Origin of the sequence: Halonotius terrestris (genome assembly GCF_006861665.1) — an archaeon.
In the GTDB taxonomy this organism is placed as follows: domain Archaea; phylum Halobacteriota; class Halobacteria; order Halobacteriales; family Haloferacaceae; genus Halonotius; species Halonotius terrestris.
This window is the reverse complement of record NZ_RKLU01000001.1, coordinates 240098-257085: the sequence shown is the minus strand read 5'-3', so window position 1 is coordinate 257085 and position 16988 is coordinate 240098. Positions and strand designations below refer to the sequence as shown.

The following is a 16988-nucleotide window of genomic DNA, read 5'->3' as shown; positions in this document are numbered from 1 at the left end:
TGGCGACCGGGAGGCTGATAAACGCCCCGAGACTGATCCGGTTTTCTCTCTGACCGCGGAGCCGACACGCTTTATGACTCGACGGCTGTAGCCTTGGTATGGACGTGACCGTCGAGGTCGTCAGTGAGGACACCCACGAGGTGAGCGTCGGCGACGCGGCGACTTACGCCGACCTGCTGGCCGAAATCGACTACAGCCCACAGGAGGTATCGGTGCTCGTCGATGGCTCTCCGGTCCCTGAGGATCAGCCGATCGAGGTCGACGCAGTACAGGTCGTCCGCCTCATCAAAGGCGGATAGCCTCCCGTCGGAACTGAGTATTTTTGTCGGTCGGGTCGCTACAGCCGATATGTACTCGACGCCGACCGATCTCTCCTTCGACCTCCCGAACGGCGGGGCGGGGCCGGACCCGCTCCGATTGGATCAGGTCGATGCCGCGTTTGTCGTCCTCCTGTTTCAGCGCGATCACCACTGCAGCAACTGCCAAGAGCAGGTTGCCGCTATCGCCGAGCGGTACGACGAGTTCCGCCAGCGAAACGCGATCGTCGTCTCGATCCTCCCCGAACCGAAAGAACGGGCCGCCGAGTGGGCCGCCACCTATGATCTCCCGTTTCCTGTCCTCGCCGATCCCGAGAGTACGACCGCAGAGCGGTTCGGCCAGCCCGTCCGATTCGGCTTCCTCGGACAACTCCACGACCTCATTGGGCGGATGCCGTTAGCCCTCATCATCGACCGCCGCCACGACGAGCCGCGGCTGGTGTACTCCCACGTCGGCGAGGGCCCCGGTGACCGTCCGACGATCGAGGGGCTGCTGCTTGAACTCGAACGGAACCAGTAGGATGGCCAGCGAGGTGACGATCCGCCCCGCCGACCCCGACGATCGCCTTGCCGTCGCTCGGCTGTTCGATGCCGCGATGCTCGAAACCGACGACGACCGGCTTCGTCGGCAACTCCGCGAAACCGACGGGTTCGTTCTCCTCGCCACCATCGACACAACGCCGGTCGGCGCGATCGCGCTTGACGCCTCGGCAGCCATCGACAGCAAGCCAGCCGGTGGCGACGCCGATCCGGTTCGGATCACGGCGATCGCCGTCCGTCGTCGCCGACGCGACCGCGGGATCGGTCGGCGACTCGTGGCTGCGGCTGCCGAGCGAGTCGCGCTGCACCCGCTGACAGCCGTGTTCGACGAGGGTGTTCGCCCATTTTATCTGGCGTGTGGTTTCGAGATCGAACCGCATGACGGTCGGCTGTGGGGGATTCGACGGCCGGACGCAACGGCGTAGATTCAGGACTCGGATTCGTCGTCCACGCCGTCGAACGGCGTATGCGTCACCCGGTAGCCCTCGTCGGTCGACTCCACTGCGTCGGCCGCGTAGAACCGAATCGACTGTTCCTGTTTGGTGCGGACGGGCACGTCGTAGTGGTCGGCCGCGTAGTCGAACGTCTCGCCGGCCGCGCGTTCGTCGTCGACGAATTCTCTGTGGGCGGCCAGTCGGTCGTCGATGACGCGACGGGAGAGTGCGGGCGCGTCGTCGATCCGTTCCTCGAAGACCGACGCGAAAGCCGGTTCGAGTTCGTAGCCGACCGAATCTCGGCCGGCGACCGCCGCCGCGAGTCCCGTCGTCCCGGTACCGAAAAACGGATCGCAGACCGTGTCGCCGTAGACGCTGTACATGTTGATGAGCCGGTAGGGCAGCCCGAACGGGAACGCGCCGGAGCGATCCCGGAGGTCGTCGTTTTCCAGCGACTGAAGTTCGCCGCGCAGGTCGGTCCACAGATCCGAAAACCAGCGGTTTCGCTCCTCCCAGAAGTAGGCGGCGTTGTACCGGCGGTCGGCATTCGGCTCGAACGATCGACGGTCGCTACCCTTCCGGAACGGCAGCACGTACTCGTGTTCCAGCGTCACGTAGGCGTTGGGTGGGACCATCCCGCTACCCATGAACTTCGCCGCGGAGTTCGCCGGTTTCCGCCAGACGATTTCGGGTAATGGGTCAAAACCGAGATCGGTGAAGGCCTCGATGATCCGGGCGTGGTTCTGGTAGACGCGAAAGCCGCCGTCCAGCGTGCGGGTCGCATCGCCGACGTTGATGCAGGCGATGCCGCCGTCGACGAGCACGCGGTCGAGTTCCCCCCAGACCGAATCGAGTATCGCGTGCATTCGCTCGAACGCGGCGTCGCCATCGCCGGCCTCAAGGCGATCGCCGACCGCCGGATCGAGGTCGGCAAAGAGGTCGTCCCACATCTCGATCATCGGGTACGGTGGGGAGGTGACGACGAGTTCAACGCTGTCGTCGTTGAGGGCGTCGAGCCCCCGGGCGTCGTCGATGATGACCCGATGTTCGGTTTCCATCTCTACCACCCACACGGGCGTCATGGTGATAAATGACAGCCACGCCCCGAGTGCGGCATGTCTTTGGGCGTGCGCGCCGTGGCGCAGGTATGTACCTACTCGCCGAATCGGTCACGCCAGCGCGTGACACCCCGAAACCGAGGTGGCAGCTGTGACGCGCAAAGACGAATACTACAATCGCGCCAAACAGGAGGGCTACCGCACGCGGGCGGCCTACAAGCTCAAACAGCTCGACCGCGAGGCAAACCTCCTTGACACCGGCGACACCGTCGTCGACCTTGGTGCGGCCCCCGGCGGCTGGCTCCAGGTCGCCGCCGAGAAAGTCGGCCCGAGCGGGACTGTCGTCGGCGTCGATTTCCAGCGCATCCGCGAGCTGGACCACGACAACGTCGAGACGATCAAGGGAGATATGACCGAAGAGCGGACGAAAGATCGCCTCATGGACACCATCGGCGAGGGCGGCGCGGATCTCGTCATCTCCGATCTCGCGCCGAACATGACCGGCGAGTACGACCTCGATCACGCGCGGTCGGTCCATCTCGCCCGGCAGGCCTTCGAAGTCGCCAAAGACGTGTTGGCGACGGACGGCGATTTCGCGGTGAAGGTGTTTCAGGGCCAAGACCTCGAGGTGCTCCGCGAGGAGATCGAGGACGCCTTCCAGTACGTCCGGACGATGAGCCCCGAGGCCTCACGGGATAGCTCCTCGGAGGTCTATCTCGTCGGCAAACACCGCCTAACCGCGCCCGTCAGCGTCGGCGACACCCGTGAGGTCGAGATCACCGATGTCGGCGAGGAAGGCGACGGCGTCGCCGAGATCGAAGGCTTCACGCTCTTCGTCTCCGGGACGACGACCGGCGAGACGGTCGAAGTGCGGATCACGGACGTGAAACCGACCTTCGCGTTCGCCGAACGCGTCGATTGACTGTTGGTCAGTCGCGGATCCACGGCGGCGACGGCTGTGGGTGTGCAACTGATACACACCCCGGCCGTGATTGATGAGGTTTATGTATGGCCCCGCCGTGGCTCGATATGCCGCGCTCGGTTGGTGTAGTCCGGCCAATCATCTTGGCCTTTCGAGCCGAGGACATGGGTTCAAATCCCATACCGAGCATTCTCTTCGATTCAATCCGCAATAGCCGCGCTACTCGGTGACTGTTTCGAGTCGCTCGCTGAGCACCTGCCGCACCGCGCCGATATCGTCGCCGATGCGGACGATCCGGAAGCCGTCATCGACGGCGTCGGCTGCAGCGTCGGGATCGTTCAGAATCCGCCCTGCGGGGACGCCGGCGTCGAGACAGGCCTCCAGCGTGTTGTCGATGCCCTCCGCAATCGCCTCGGGGTGTTTGGCGAGCGGGTCGCCGCCGGACATCGACATCTCCATATCTGCCGGCCCGAGGAACGCGAAGCCGAGTTGTGGGACCGAGAGGATCGAATCGAGGTTGTCGAGTGCGCGTTCGTTTTCGATCATCGTCCCGACGAGGATGTCCTCGTCGGCGTCGCCGACGTGGCTGTCGTCGTAGCCGGCCCATCGGCTGCCGCGGCCGATACCGACGCCGCGGTCGCCGACATCGCCGTCGTAGGAGAAGTAGGCCGCCTCAACGGCTGGCCGGAGTTCGTCGGCCGTTTCGATCCGCGGGATCAACACCGTTCTGACGCCGGCGTCGACGACCTTCCGGACGATGGAGGGTTCGGGCATCGGAATCCGCACGAGGAGTTCGATATCGACCACATCGGCGGCCCGCGTCAACTCTTCGAGGGCGGTGCTGTCGTAGGGACTCGGCCCGCCGTGTTCGAGATCCAGCCAGACGAAATCCAAGCCGAGATCGCCGAAGACTTCGATCATCGTCGGCGAGAACGTTGCCGCGCTCGCGCCGAAGACGGGCTCGTCGTTTTCGACGGCGCGGCGGATCGCGTTGTTGGTCATTGGACGGCCCCCTCGATGGCTTCGCGGTTGACCGTCGACTCGGGGATGTCGCCCTCGTAGACCGTCCGGATGTTGTCGGCTGCACCCTGACTCATGCGCTTGAGGGCGTCGACAGTGACGCCGCCGATATGCGGTGTGAGCAACACGCGGTCGTCCTCGACCAGCGGGTGATCCTCGCCGAGTGGTTCGTTTTCGAACGTATCGAGGCCGGCTCCGCCGATCGCGTCGCGGTTGAGCGCGTCGACGAGTGCGTCCTCGTCGATCACGCCGCCGCGGGCCGTGTTGATGAGGACGCCCGTCTCGCCGAGGGCGTTCAGCTGTTCGGTCGAGACCGCGCCGCGGGTCCCCGCAACCAGCGGGACGTGGAGGCTGACGGCATCGGATCGCTCGAAGAGTTCGGTCAGTGTTTTCACGCGGACGACGCCGTCCCGGATCGACTCGTCGTGGTGGGGGTCGTAGGCGATGATATTGAGGCCGATTCCTTCGGCCAACTGGGCGGTTTCCTTTGCAATCGAGCCGTAGCCCATCAGCCCGAGCGTGTCGCCGATGAGTTCCCGCCCGCGGTAGGCGTCCCGATTCCAGCCGCCGTCACGGACGTGGCGGTCGGCCGTATGGAGGTTTCGCTGGACGCCGAACAGCAGCGCGATCGAGTGCTCGGCGACAGAGCGGGCGTTGACGCCGGGCGTGTTGCAGACGACGATATCGCGCTCGCTGGCGGCGTCGATATCGACGTTGTCGAGCCCGCTGCCGTGTTTGGCGATCACTTTGAGCCGGTCGGCGCGTTCGATCACGTCGGCGTCTAGGGGTGCGACACGGACGATCACCGCATCGTAGCGGTCGATATCGTCGAGCGCGGCGTCGACGCTGTCGTACTCGTCCATGCCGGTACACTCCGCGAAGTCAGCGATGGATTGGGGGCCCGACGGATCGATATCCGGCGGCAACAACACTTGCCACGAATCTGTCATAGCGGCTGTTCGATTCGGAGATGGAAAAGTGTGCACCGTCCTGCGGGGACCATCACTCGTCGAATACGTCGTCGGGAATCTCAAGCCGAACCGTCGGTTCGGGGTAGTCGCTCCCGAGTTCGACGCCGTACTCCGACTGCTCGGCGTCGCTCATCGTCCACGGCGCGTGCGCGTACCGGGCCGGTAGCCCAGCGAGTTCAGGGAGCCAGTGGGTGACGTACGCGGCGTCGGGGTCGTAGCGGTCGGCCTGCCAGAGGATGTTGAACGCCCGGTCCCGCGAGTCGTTGCCGACGCCGGCGATATAGGCCCAGTTGCCGTAGTTCGAGCAGGGGTCGTAATCGACCAACTGCGTCTCGAAGTAGGCCGCACCGCGTCGCCAGTCGATCCCGAGGTCGTTTGCGAGGAACGACGCCGCGTTCTGTCGCGCGCGGTTCGACTGGTAGCCCGTCGCGTTCAACTCCCGCATGGCGGCATCGACGAACGGGATTCCGGTTTCGCCCGCACACCATTGGTCGAAGGCAGTGTTGGCAGCAGGCTCATCGTCCGGGTCTCGCCAATCGAGCCCATCGCGTTCTTGCAGGCCACCTTTTGCGAAGTACTGGCCACCGTATTTGGCGACTTGGAACTGGAAGAAATCGCGCCACAGCAGTTCGAAAACGAGCCAGTACGTCGAGTCGTTGGCGACGCGCTCGGTCTCGTAGCGACCGACTTCCGCAGCAATGTGTCGCGGCGATAGACAGCCGGCCGCCAGCCACGCCGACAGTTTCGAGGAGAAATCGGCCCCGCGCAGGCCGTTCCGCGTCTCCTTGTACTCTCGCAGGCGGTCGGCCTCCCAGAGGTAGTGCTGGAGTCGCGCCTTGCCGGCTGTTTCGCCGCCCTCGAAACCGAGGCCAGCGTGGTCGTCTGGCTCGGGCGGCGACAACGACGAATCGAGATCGGCAAGCGTCGGAATCGATCCGGCTTCAGGCGCCGACTCTGGCAACGGCGGTAGCGACGGCGTCTCGACGGTCGGCCGCACGTCGCTGTCAGCTTCGACCGCTTTGCGGAACGGCGTGTAGGTGTCCTGTATCTCGGCTGGTGGCGACGGCAGGTCATCGGGGTGATACAGCGTGTGTGTCCAGTGGGTTTCGACGGCAACGTCGTCGCCGACGGCCTCGCGGACAGCTCCCTCGGTAGCGACTTCTTCGGGGGCTGGGAGCCGCTGGGCGTGGAGCCGGTCCGCGTCGACCGCGTCGACGACAGCGGCGATCTCGGTGGCTGGATCGCCGTGGCGGACGAGGAGGTCGCTTCCGCGCTCGCGGAGCGACGCCCGGAGGTCATCGACGGCTTCGCGGTGGAACTGTGCGCGATGTGACCCGGTCTTTTGGAACGTGAAATCGTCGCTGCCGCCGTAGGGTTGGTTGCCGTACGCGGCTGGATCGAAACAGTAGACAGCGAGGAGGTGATCGGCCTCCGAAGCGGCCGCAAGTGTCGGGTTGTCGTGGAGTCGCAGGTCATGACGCACCCACCAGATCGCAGTCTCGGGCATAGCTATCCACGGGGCTTGAGCGATATTATCCTGTCGCGGGCAAGCGAGGCCACTTAGTGGTTCGACACGAAGCAAGGGTATGGACAGCGAGTCGATGCCGGCGGGCTGGCAGGTCTGGAATGCGGAGACTGACGGCCGGGTGATCCTCGCCTACCGGCCCGATGTCTTCGATTCGGAGGCGTTTCCGGCCGCTTGTTTGCCGACGATCTACGTGACCAACGGCTCGCCGCGCCGACGCCCCGGTTCGGCCGGCGGCGACGTCACTGACTGGCAGGTGACGCTCTTCTTGGAGCCGGAGATCGACGCCGGCACCGAACGCTACGACGACCGCGCGGCCGCACTCGCGGGCGCGACCGACTTCGCCCAGCGGTTCATCGACGGCGACATTGACTACCGCGGGCTGTATCAGGTCCCACGCGAGGACTACTTCGAGAAACTCGACGAGCTCGTCGGCGACTGATTTGCTCCCCGCGGATTCGTTCGCCGAGGGGAACCGTCATCCGTCTGGATCGCCAACACGGGGGTATGACCACCGTCACGCTGATCGGCGACCGGCTCGCCGAGGAGGGCCGGGAGTTCGTCTTCGGGGGTGAAGCGGCGGGCTGTGAGGGCTGTCCCTACCGGAGTCAGTGCCTCAACCTCACCGAAGGCCGTCGCTATCGCGTGACGGGACTCCGCGAGAACGCCCAACTGCTGGACTGTGCGATGCACGACAAGGGGGTTCGGGCTGTCGAAGTCGAACCCGCACCCGTCCGCGCCAACGTCGCCTCGCGGGGTGCCTACGCGGGCAGCAAGACCGAATTGGAGGGCCCCTGTCCGCACACGCAGTGTCCGAGCCACGAGTTCTGCGTTCCGGACGGTGCGGAGTTCGAGACGGAGTACCGCATCGCCAGCGTCGACGGCGAGCCGCCACACGACTACTGCCATCTCGACCGGGATCTCACGCTCGTCGAACTCGAAGCTGACGACGAATAGCGGCCCTGTTGCCTGTTCGCCGCTCAGCTACTCGGCCAGTCGGCGACGGTCCCGTTCTGCTCGGAGATATAGCCGAAAATATTCGCGTAGCCGTACGGCGAGAGCAACACGGGATAGAAGTCCTCCTCGGCGTAGACTGCCTCGCCGTCAACGGCGGCAAACGCCGTTCCAGCCGTTACCAACTCGAAGTTGTTGACGAACACTTCGTACTCTGTGCCCTCGGGTTTCGGGATCGGTCGTTTCAGCTGGAACACTGGCACTGACCCGGGATCGGGAACCGGCAGTCGGAGCGTCCGGTCGCCCAGCGGCAACACGCCGGTCGCGGCCAGAAACGCCCGGACGAGTTCGTAGCCGTTTTCGGCCGCTTCGTCGGTGCCTTGGAGCCCGCACTCGACTTCGATCACATGAGGGTACTGGATCAGCCGGCCGTCGGTGTTGGCATCGGTTTCGACGATGATCGACACCGGGAGTTGGGGACAGATCTCTCTGGCCACGCTGTCGACGGATTTGACCGCGCCGATCGGATCGGGATACGACTGCGTCGAGTGGAGCGCGAGCGTCGTACAGCCCTCGACCTCGCGGGCGATTTCGGCGGCCAGCGTGTGTTCGTGGCCCTCCTTGTCGCTGTCGCCGGGAAACACGCGATTGAGGTCGGCATCGAGATACCGCTCGCCGGCTTCGAGTGCCTGTTCGTTGGCGATGATGAACTTCACCGGTCGCTCGACGGTCGGCTCCTCGGCGAGTAGCCGTTTGATCGCCAGCGGGCCACAGGGCTCGTCACCGTGGATACCGCCGACGACCGCGACCTCGGGTTCGCCCTCCCCGAGCTCGTACACCTTCATTGGCGTACCCAGACTGTCGGGCTATTTTATCTCCTCGGTCTCGACTCGCTCCGTAGCCTGCACACCGGGGTCTTACTCCAACTCCTCGGCGTACTCGTAGTCGGCGGGATAGGCGTCGGGACTGTCGCCGTCGAACGTGAGTCGCCAGTCTTCGACCAGCGTTGGCTCGGTCTGGGCGTCGCTGATCGTCGTTCGGATGTCGTCGACGGCGACGCCGTAGAAATCGTCGGGGACGCCGTGGAGGTACTGGGCGGCCGTCCGAAACAGCGACCGCATCCCGTCGTCGTCCTCGAAATCGACGTGTTTGTANNCGCCNGCGGCGACNTGCACCATNCCGTGNNNGAACGCGCTNTCGGTCGTGCCGCGGCCGTAGTTGTACCACTCGTCCTCGAAGCAGTCGTGNGNCTCGTGGTACNCNCCGNCGTTGNACAGCCGGANGCCGTGNTCGACCGCCCGCCGGAGGGTGGCGTGTTCCCAGCGTCGCTCGGACTGTCGCCAGCCGGTCGGGTTCCCGAGCGGCGGGGCGACGCTCGGATCGCGGGTGTGGTCGTCCATGTCGTCGCTTTGGGGTGGAGATGCAAAGGCGTGGCTGCTGGAGAAAACCGACGCGTTAAACAGGGCCGCGCCGGTACTGTTGCTCGCGTGCGAGGGTAGCCAAGCCGGGAAACGGCGGCGGACTCAAGATCCGCTCCTGTAGAGGTCCGTGGGTTCAAATCCCTCCCCTCGCATCGCGCGGCACACGCCGCAGATGCGGGAAGACCGCTCGTGGAGCGTTCTTCCCTCGCAAAATTCCTGTCACCTGACTCTGCTGAATAGGTCGATGTGAGTCCCGACACAGGGCATATCATGGACAAATTTAACTTCTTGTTTTGAAACAGTTTGAGTATGGTAAACCGTCGCAAGTTTTTGACAGAGGTTGGCGTGGTCAGTGGTGTCGCAGTGTTGGCGGGGTGTAGTGGTAATAGTTCAAGCTCCGACTCGGAGCAGCAGCAAAACGAAACTCAACAAGATGAGGGGCAAGATGACACCAGTTCTAGAGCATTCGCACCGAACCTTCGTGTGGAGAGTATCGCTCTTTCGTATGGGTTTTCCAGTGGTTTGAGTGCCGATATCGTCGTCAGAAACACCTTGGAGTCAGGAAGCGGTATCAAACGAGTGAACGTCCTCATTGAGGCATATAGCGGCGATGAGCTACTAGCGGATGACAATACGTGGGAGGATATTCAATCTGAACTCACGCGTGACTTTGAATTGAGCCTCGAGAGCATCTCCGAGTCTGCAGATGACTCTATTGATGACGTTACTGAGTTCGTGGTTCAAGGAAAACAAGCGGACGGACCCTACAACGAAGTAACAACATTGTCTGGCGATGAGCTTCGTACACGAGTCGATAATTAGTGGTTTTATTGACAGCATCCTGAAACGTTCTCACTGAACTGTGGAGTATAACTATCTGCCTCCACAAGTACAGGTATGTCGATACGAAACCTGCTCGCTGGGACCGCCCTCGGCGGCGGAGCCCTCGCGGCCGTCAACCGGTGGCTGCGGTCAACGGCGACCGATCTCCCGCCGGCCCTTGACGGCGAGCAACACACCTATCGCTGGCGCGGGATGGATATCGCCTACACGACCGCTGGCGACCCCGAGAACCCGCCGCTGGTCATGCTGCATGGGATCAACGCTGCCGGCTCAAGCGGCGAGTTCCGCGAAGTGTTCGGCGACCTCGCCGCCGACTACCACGTCATCGCGCCAGACCTCCCGGGCTTCGGTCGCTCCGACCGCCCACCGCTGCGGTACTCCGCTACGCTGTATGAGGAGTTCGTTGCCGACTTCCTCGCCGAGTACGACGAGCCCTCGGTTGTCGCTTCGTCGTTGTCGGCGGCGTACGTGTTGGGCGCGCTCGAAACCGACAACGACGCCGACGTGTCCGAACTGCTGTTGATCTGTCCGACCGCGATCGCCGGTCCTGACCCGCCGAAGGAATGGCTTCGGGAGCTGTTCCGGCTACCGCTGCTCGGCACTGGGTTGTTCAACCTCATCGCTTCGAAACCCTCGATCCGGTATTTCAACGCCGACCACGGCTACTACGACATCGACAACGTCGCCGACGAGTGGCTGGACTACGAGTGGCAGACGACTCACCAACCGAACGCCCGCTTCGCTCCAGCCTCGTTCATCAGCGGCTACCTCAACGCCGACCGTGACCTGGCCGAACTAATCGCTACGCTCGACGTTCCGACGACGATCCTCTGGGGCCGGGAGGCCGACATCACGCCGCTCTCGGATGGTCGGGAACTGGCCAACGAAGCCGACGCTGATCTCGTTGTCTTCGACAACAGCATGTTGCTCCCGCACGTCGAGTTTCCGGAGCAGTTCGACGACGTGATCGACGGGCAGTTCGCAGCAATCGACGATTGAGGCAGTCGCTCAGTCGTCTCTGTGTTCTGCAAGGAGGTTTTCGGCGTGGGATTTCGAGGTGGTGAGTTCCCATCGCACCTTCGCTGGCTCGCCGGCCGCATCGGCGTCGACCGCCGAATGGAAGTTCGAGCCCTCGCCGTAGGCCAGTAGTTCGCGGAGTTCATCCGGCAACACGCCGATCCCGACACCGAGACTCGTCCCGTTATCGTCGCCGACCTCGTATAGCGCGTAGCGATCAGGCGCGCTCCGAACGGTCGATCGGTCGAGGTCGCGCCACTGTTTGCGGAGGCTCATGCATCCAGTTCGGATTCGGGGACGAACTCGTAACTTTCCTCGCCCCAGTCATCCTCGACGAAGACGAACACCCGGCCGCGGGCGACGTCCGGGTCGGCCTCGACGGTCGTTCGGTGGTCGCCGTCGCGGCGGACCGTCACACCGGGGAAGACCTCCTCCTCGTCGCCGTCGTCCAGCAGGATGCGTCCCACGCCTGTGTCTTCGAAGATCTCGTCGTGGGTTTTCAGATCGTTGACGTAGAGCATGACGCCCTCGGTTTCGCTCGGATCAGTGACGAGCAGGTGCGTCTCCTTGCCGGGGTTCGTCGTCAGCGAGTCGCTGACTTTGGTCGGCACGCCCCGGTACATCGTCGTCCGGCCGTCGGCGTAGGTCACGACCACGCCTTCGGGACGGAGATCGACGCCGAGCGTTCGCGGGGCGACATCGCTGTGGACGGGCATACTTCCTCGTATGGGTGTGAGCGAAAAAAGTCGCCGGTTACGGATCAGGCCCAGTAGCCGAGGACGTGGACCGCACCGGTGACAGCCGTGGCGACGACGACGTCACGACTGCGAATCCCGAGTAAGCCGAAGAGGCCGCTCTCGTTGCCACTCTCATTATTATTTCCAGTACCGCTGGTATCATCGACTGGGCTACTGCTCGTTGTTACGTTTTCCGAACTGCTGATTACTGTCCCGCTATCTGGTTCGGTGACAGTTAATTGTCCCGTCCGTTGATCATCTTCTGTTAGCACGGTATAATTGTATGTGCCGATCGGAAGCGTGACGAATTGTCCCGATAGATCGACTGTAGTTGACTGGCCGCTTTGAATAACGAGTGATTCTTCGCGGATTGTTTCGTTGTCGATTCTGATCTCAACGATTTGTCGTCCGGAGATGCTTCCAGTATTGTTGATAGTTGCCTCTATTTCTTGCAGTGATGATCGTTGCTGTGTCTCAACTTGTTCTGCGATTGATTCAATTTCATACGTAGCTGGGTTGTCAAGATCACCGACGACACGAGCGGTACGTTTGTCGATCCGATGCGGACTGAAACTAGATGGAGAGGTAGCAATCCGTTCGTTAATGTAGAGCTCAACATCAACCTGTTGCCCTGGAGAGAGTTCAGAGAAATCTCCAGTTGCACTAAACGTCCGATCCTCGTTGATTTTTACATCCTCAATCGTTATGAGTTCTTGATTTGGTCGTTCGTTTTCAATCAGTTGGATAGTTACTCTTGAGCCCGGAGCAATACTTGTTGCCCCGAAAATCTGCCCATCACTTTCGGCCGGGACAATCAATTCTCCATTCGGTGTCGTCCGATCATACGTGACTGATGGTTCCTGAACTCGAATGGTTGCGTTACGCTCGATTGTTGTTCCACGGTCACCGAAGTAGGGGTAGTGTTCGACTCCGTCGACAGCCTCGTCTGCGGGATTGAATGGGTTGGGATGTTCGCTGAGTGAGGGGTTTTCATATACAAACCGGCTATCTGGCGGTGATTCGTACGCAATTTCGAATTCTAAAACATCACCATCACCCGGCTGACGATCAAATGGTTCTGTTCCACGGGTATCAACAATCATATAAAAACCACCGATAATTGGTCCATCACCGACTCTACTTTCGTTCTCCCATAAGTCCGCTGTGTTATCTGGAAGGACATAGACATCGCTATTGCTGGCTCCATCAAAACGAAGATGTGCTTCTGCTCTGTTGGGACTACCAAGCCGTTTTGTAGAAAGGTCGATTTCTACCCCCTCAGGTCTATTTCGTAGTGCTGCCATTTGTTCTGGTGGAATGTCACTGTTCTCCGGGTCGCTTATACTTTCATCTAATACAGAGTGTGTTGGTTGTGTGGTAGCTCCATCAAGAGCTGCTCCGAACATCCCTGTCGCCTGCACTTCGACGAGTAGTCGATCTCCTCGTGCAATGTAATCAGACTCCGTAGCAGCAGCTTTTAATTCGCCTATATCTTGGATACCGCTCACGTCTTCATTCTCTGCATATTGGTCGATTTCATTTGCGGCACCCGTTGGTAATACATATGTGTTAACTTGGCCGAGTTCCGGCTGTGTCAACACTATATTGGATCGATCAAAGGGATTTCGAAGATCTGGGATGTTTTGATCTCGAAGCATAATCGTACCAGTCCCTCCAGCCACGAGCCGATATCTATCAGCCTGTAATGGGGCATGTCTCGGAGTAAGACCGATCTTACTGCGATACTCAGCTAATGAATCAGCGATCTTGTTACCGCCTTTACCCTCAAAAGACACGTATCGGAATTCCCCTTTCGGTTCGCTATCCGGGCCGATTGAGTGTGCATAGCTCGTTACATCCCCTTCGAGTGGAATATAAACCTCCTCGGAGGGCCGATTCGTCCCGATGAGTCGTGTATTAATGACGAACCGTGCATTATTACTCACTTTCAGAATATCTAAGTAGTTCTTCGGGTTTGCAACGCCGTCCTGTTTATCGCCGCCGATCAGTACATACGCTTCATCGAAACTTTCGTGTGTCAGATCGATCTCGACGAAATCACCCGCCGGTGATCGATAGGATGATTGCGAAAATTCGTTTGTTTCATCAGTCCGTCGGATGTCGGCAACAACAAATCCCCCCTCTAGTGTTGCTGATTTTGTTCGACCGAAGTCATCTTCAACAGTGAGACGAATATCATATCTTCCATCAACGAGACGATCGCGGACGGGCATCTCAATGGATTCTTCCAATTCTGTCCCAGTGCTAACTTTTCGATTTCTGAATATTTCACCATTCGGATCGGTAATAACTAGCGTTGCTGTATCGACGTCTGGTCCATCAGCGGTGTAATTGATTGTAACCGTTTCTTCAGCCTGAACAAACTGGTTAGTGACTGAATTTATTTTCGGCCCAGCTTTGATTGCTGCTTTTGATATGCGCGCCGTGTCGATATCGGGCTGTTGGGTTCTAACTGATATGTTTCGGTCCGTGAAATCTTCATTTCCAGTATCATAAGTGAATTTGACTGGCGTTGGTGTCGTTCCCTCAACGGTGACTGATTTTGTGTCTTTTTTCACACCTTCCACATCAAAGAAAACATCCTGTGTAGCGGTACGACTTCCATCCTTTGTTATGTTGGCTTCAACCGTGATTTGACTGCCATCAACAATTGTTTCGGTAATTTTTACGTTGAAAGCATCGACGGTGACTGTAACCGATTTGGCATTACTGGTGTCGGGTCGCTCCGGTTCAAGTGTATATACGTATTCACCTGGTATGATCGGTGCTGTCGTTTGATTGGTGTATTGAACTGATTCCGTCGGCCCGATTTTTTTCGTGGTATTGTTTATCACTCTACCGGTGTTATTTTTCAGCCGGATTGAACGGTTTACCTCTGTTGTGCCGATGTTTCTGATTGTCGCAGTAAAATTTAGTCTCGCTCCCGTCGAAACCGAAGTTCGATTTACTGTTAGATCCTGAACTTCGGTTTCATTCCAACGTACAATTGTCGTAGTCGAGTCAACTCCATCAGCGTCGCCACCCTCAACAAGTATTGCAGATTGCAACTCACGCGCTGGTCGTGTTGGCGTATTTTTCCAAGTGAGGTTTTGTGTTTCAGAACCAGATGCGCTCACAGAGACTTTAGTTCGATTCACTTCGTTCTCGTTTCCTTCAAATACAATATCTCGCTCAGCCGTTTCATTACCGGTATTGGTAATATTAAATACGATCTTGATGTCTTCCCCCTCCGCTATGCTCTCAGGTGCGTCGGTAATATTGATTTCAAAATTGCCATCATCTGCTGCGACGCCCCCTGACATTGCGGGGATCAAAAGAAGGGCCGTAGCTACTATCACTACAGTAATCTGCAGACTCAATCGGAAGTTGTCATTATACATGAGGAGGCTACACTACTGATATCCGTTATTTTGACTCTCAACTCTTAACATATCCGGTTCAATTATCAGCTATTAGAATCACCCTCCAAGCAAACAAAGCGATGAAAGAGTTGATATGACACTCATTCCTTGACACTATTATCAAGTATGCCGGCGTGTGACTCCTGTGGCACGGATGTCGACGAGGGGGCGACGTTCTGTCCGAACTGTGGTGAGCCACAGGACCCCAATACGAGACGCAAAGTGATCATCGGACGGGTGAGCTACGCATTCGGCTTCCTGTTGATCGTCGCCGGCATCTCGCTGCTTCCGGGGAACCTCGGCGGGGTACCGATAATCCTTGGCGGGATCCAACTGTTCCCGCCGAGTCGCCAACTGCTCGGGCGAGTGTTCGGCCGGCCGCCGAAAGTCTGGGCCAACGCCGTTTTCTCGTTAGTGTTCGTGCTCATCGGCGTCGTCCTCTATTTCCTGCTATAGGGAGTCAAATCGGGCGCCTGTCGTCATCGTCTTCGGAACAGTATGACCGTCAGCAGCGACAGGGCGGTCATGATGCCACCCATCCCGGTTCGCCCGATCTGGAGGTTGATCCCGATGTTGATGATACCGTTGTCACTGTCCGTTTCGTTCCCGGATGAATCGCTACTTTGCTCCGGGTTCGGATCCACGACGGTGACGGTTCCACGAACCTCTTTGCCTTCCGTCGAGACGACGTACTCGACTTCCCCCGGCGAGTCGGGTGCCGTCAGTTCGGTTGCGATCCGCGTCGACTCACCGCTTTTGATCGGGGTTTCGAACGTACTCCGCCGCTCGCCGAGTTGGAACACGATCTCTCTGGTGTCGTCTTCCTGCCAGTCGTTTCGGATCGTCGCCGCCAGCGTTACCTCTTGGCCGGTTTCGACGGTCTCGCTGACCGTTACTTCGGTGATGTTGAACGGCCCACCCGACACCGCACCGGTCGAGAGCACTGCCCTGTCGGTGACGCCCGTATCGGTCACTTCGACCCGGATGGACTCGGGGAAGCGGTCGAATCCGCTGAAATCGGGCTGGAGTGCCCCGTCGGAGAACCCACGCAGGACGATGACGCCGTCGACCTCGTAGATGTCGTACATGCGGTAGGGCTGTTCGAACGGCCGCCGGTCGTCGAACGGGCCGTTTTGACTCCGGAGCCGGCGGGTGTCCATGAACGCCGTTTCTAACTGGGTGTAGTTGAGATCCGGGCTGCTGACGTTCAGGTTGTACCGAAGCCGATTCGATTGAATCTCCAGTTGACGATCCGAACCGACGGCACTCGGCGGGCTCGCCTCCCACTCCGCCGAAAGCGTCTGGACGAGGAGTTCGAACGGTGCGGCCGACTCGACATCGACGGTGCCGTTGACGCGGCCGTTTTCGAATTCTAGAACTTCTTCACGCTGATCGCCCGCCAGCAGGACGTAGGTACCGTTGAGGTCATCGGTCTCCAGCGAGCGGTTGCCAGATTCGATGTCGATCTGGCGGACGAGCTCGCCCAGTTCGTTTTCGTCCGTATCGTAGCGACGTAGCTGGAGGGTCGAAACGTCGCTTCGGTTGGTGGTGTTTGCGATATCGCCGCTCAGGTTCCCCAGCGCGAGGCGTTGGCCCTGCCAGTAGACCCCGTTGTCGCTGAGTCGGTCGTCGACCAACTCGCCGTCGGCATCGGTCGTCTGATACGTCGCCGCCGAGCCGTCGGCAGCGATGGCTGCACTCGCCGGGCCGACGGCGACGGTCAGCGCGAGTACTGCGAGTAGAAAGAGGCCCGTACTCGCGGCCACCAGCCGGATGCGTCCAGCCATCGTCACCCGTTGTCGGCGTG

The 16988-nt window shown here is 60.1% G+C and carries 19 protein-coding genes and 2 tRNA genes; 11 read left to right on the top strand and 10 right to left on the bottom strand.

Annotation, left to right across the window (positions count from 1 at the left end; genetic code table 11):
• The first annotated feature begins 98 nt into the window (after positions 1-98).
• The 3 genes from samp2 to EGH24_RS01350 are packed head-to-tail and all read left to right on the top strand — an operon-like array spanning position 99 to position 1282.
• Positions 99-299 (top strand): ubiquitin-like small modifier protein SAMP2, encoded by a 201-nt coding sequence (samp2, locus tag EGH24_RS01360; protein WP_142978376.1) that lies wholly within the window; start codon positions 99-101, stop codon positions 297-299.
• A gap of 49 nt (positions 300-348) precedes the next feature.
• Positions 349-837 (top strand): peroxiredoxin family protein, encoded by a 489-nt coding sequence (locus tag EGH24_RS01355; protein ID WP_142978375.1) that lies wholly within the window; start codon positions 349-351, stop codon positions 835-837.
• Position 838: 1 nt separating this feature from the next.
• Positions 839-1282, top strand: a complete 444-nt coding sequence (locus EGH24_RS01350) for a GNAT family N-acetyltransferase (RefSeq protein WP_142978374.1) — start codon at positions 839-841, stop codon at positions 1280-1282.
• Between the two features lie 2 nt (positions 1283-1284).
• Here EGH24_RS01350 and EGH24_RS01345 read toward each other — a convergent pair whose 3' ends face one another.
• Positions 1285-2349 carry a DNA-methyltransferase gene (locus tag EGH24_RS01345; protein WP_142978373.1) on the bottom strand — a complete coding sequence of 355 codons (1065 nt, stop codon included), beginning with the start codon at positions 2347-2349 and terminating at the stop codon, positions 1285-1287.
• A gap of 151 nt (positions 2350-2500) precedes the next feature.
• Here EGH24_RS01345 and EGH24_RS01340 point away from each other — a divergent pair, with 151 nt between their 5' ends.
• Both EGH24_RS01340 and EGH24_RS01335 read left to right on the top strand, forming a co-directional pair.
• Positions 2501-3271: a 23S rRNA (uridine(2552)-2'-O)-methyltransferase gene (locus tag EGH24_RS01340; protein WP_142978372.1), complete on the top strand. Its 771-nt coding sequence runs from the start codon at positions 2501-2503 to the stop codon at positions 3269-3271.
• Positions 3272-3385: 114 nt separating this feature from the next.
• Positions 3386-3460, top strand: a tRNA-Glu gene (locus tag EGH24_RS01335).
• A gap of 30 nt (positions 3461-3490) precedes the next feature.
• On the opposite strand, the gene EGH24_RS01330 is transcribed toward EGH24_RS01335, so the two are convergent.
• From EGH24_RS01330 to EGH24_RS01320, 3 genes are read right to left on the bottom strand one after another with little or no spacing between them, the layout of a single operon-like run.
• Complete coding sequence (locus EGH24_RS01330; RefSeq protein ID WP_142978371.1) at positions 3491-4273, bottom strand: HpcH/HpaI aldolase family protein; 783 nt, start codon at positions 4271-4273, stop codon at positions 3491-3493.
• Positions 4270-5241: a hydroxyacid dehydrogenase gene (locus EGH24_RS01325; protein WP_142978370.1), complete on the bottom strand. Its 972-nt coding sequence runs from the start codon at positions 5239-5241 to the stop codon at positions 4270-4272. Before EGH24_RS01325 ends, EGH24_RS01330 begins: the two co-directional genes overlap by 4 nt.
• 52 nt (positions 5242-5293) lie before the next feature.
• Complete coding sequence (locus EGH24_RS01320; protein ID WP_142978369.1) at positions 5294-6769, bottom strand: DASH family cryptochrome; 1476 nt, start codon at positions 6767-6769, stop codon at positions 5294-5296.
• Between the two features lie 79 nt (positions 6770-6848).
• On the opposite strand from EGH24_RS01320, the gene EGH24_RS01315 reads away from it, so the two are divergent.
• Together EGH24_RS01315 and EGH24_RS01310 are read left to right on the top strand one after the other, a co-directional pair.
• Positions 6849-7229, top strand: coding sequence for a DUF5820 family protein (locus EGH24_RS01315; protein WP_142978368.1), 381 nt, complete (start codon positions 6849-6851; stop codon positions 7227-7229).
• 65 nt (positions 7230-7294) lie between these two features.
• On the top strand, positions 7295-7744 hold the full coding sequence (locus EGH24_RS01310) for a UPF0179 family protein (protein ID WP_142978367.1): 450 nt from the start codon (positions 7295-7297) through the stop codon (positions 7742-7744).
• Between the two features lie 23 nt (positions 7745-7767).
• On the opposite strand, the gene EGH24_RS01305 is transcribed toward EGH24_RS01310, so the two are convergent.
• Together EGH24_RS01305 and EGH24_RS01300 are read right to left on the bottom strand one after the other, a co-directional pair.
• A complete protein-coding gene (locus tag EGH24_RS01305; RefSeq protein WP_142978366.1) occupies positions 7768-8586 on the bottom strand; it encodes a succinylglutamate desuccinylase/aspartoacylase domain-containing protein in 819 nt (272 codons plus the stop codon).
• Positions 8587-8658: 72 nt separating this feature from the next.
• A complete protein-coding gene (locus tag EGH24_RS01300; RefSeq protein WP_142978365.1) occupies positions 8659-9141 on the bottom strand; it encodes a DUF309 domain-containing protein in 483 nt (160 codons plus the stop codon).
• Between the two features lie 89 nt (positions 9142-9230).
• On the opposite strand from EGH24_RS01300, the gene EGH24_RS01295 reads away from it, so the two are divergent.
• The 3 genes from EGH24_RS01295 (at position 9231) to EGH24_RS01285 (ending at position 11004) form a co-directional block, all read left to right on the top strand.
• A tRNA-Leu gene (locus EGH24_RS01295) sits at positions 9231-9314 on the top strand.
• 157 nt (positions 9315-9471) lie between these two features.
• Positions 9472-9984 carry a hypothetical protein gene (locus EGH24_RS01290; protein ID WP_142978364.1) on the top strand — a complete coding sequence of 171 codons (513 nt, stop codon included), beginning with the start codon at positions 9472-9474 and terminating at the stop codon, positions 9982-9984.
• Positions 9985-10059: 75 nt separating this feature from the next.
• Positions 10060-11004 (top strand): alpha/beta fold hydrolase, encoded by a 945-nt coding sequence (locus EGH24_RS01285; protein ID WP_142978363.1) that lies wholly within the window; start codon positions 10060-10062, stop codon positions 11002-11004.
• 9 nt (positions 11005-11013) lie between these two features.
• Here EGH24_RS01285 and EGH24_RS01280 read toward each other — a convergent pair whose 3' ends face one another.
• From EGH24_RS01280 to EGH24_RS01270, 3 genes are read right to left on the bottom strand one after another with little or no spacing between them, the layout of a single operon-like run.
• Positions 11014-11298 (bottom strand): DUF7508 domain-containing protein, encoded by a 285-nt coding sequence (locus EGH24_RS01280; protein ID WP_142978362.1) that lies wholly within the window; start codon positions 11296-11298, stop codon positions 11014-11016.
• The gene (locus EGH24_RS01275) at positions 11295-11738 is read right to left on the bottom strand and encodes a DUF5796 family protein (protein WP_142978361.1); all 444 of its coding nucleotides are present in this window, start codon (positions 11736-11738) and stop codon (positions 11295-11297) included. Before EGH24_RS01275 ends, EGH24_RS01280 begins: the two co-directional genes overlap by 4 nt.
• A 44-nt stretch (positions 11739-11782) precedes the next feature.
• On the bottom strand, positions 11783-15160 hold the full coding sequence (locus EGH24_RS01270) for a BGTF surface domain-containing protein (RefSeq protein WP_142978360.1): 3378 nt from the start codon (positions 15158-15160) through the stop codon (positions 11783-11785).
• A 147-nt stretch (positions 15161-15307) separates the two neighbouring features.
• Between EGH24_RS01270 and EGH24_RS01265 the strand changes: the two genes are divergently transcribed.
• On the top strand, positions 15308-15637 hold the full coding sequence (locus EGH24_RS01265; RefSeq protein WP_142978359.1) for a zinc ribbon domain-containing protein: 330 nt from the start codon (positions 15308-15310) through the stop codon (positions 15635-15637).
• A gap of 23 nt (positions 15638-15660) precedes the next feature.
• On the opposite strand, the gene EGH24_RS01260 is transcribed toward EGH24_RS01265, so the two are convergent.
• Positions 15661-16968 (bottom strand): hypothetical protein, encoded by a 1308-nt coding sequence (locus EGH24_RS01260; RefSeq protein WP_142978358.1) that lies wholly within the window; start codon positions 16966-16968, stop codon positions 15661-15663.
• Between the last annotated feature and the right edge of the window lie 20 nt (positions 16969-16988).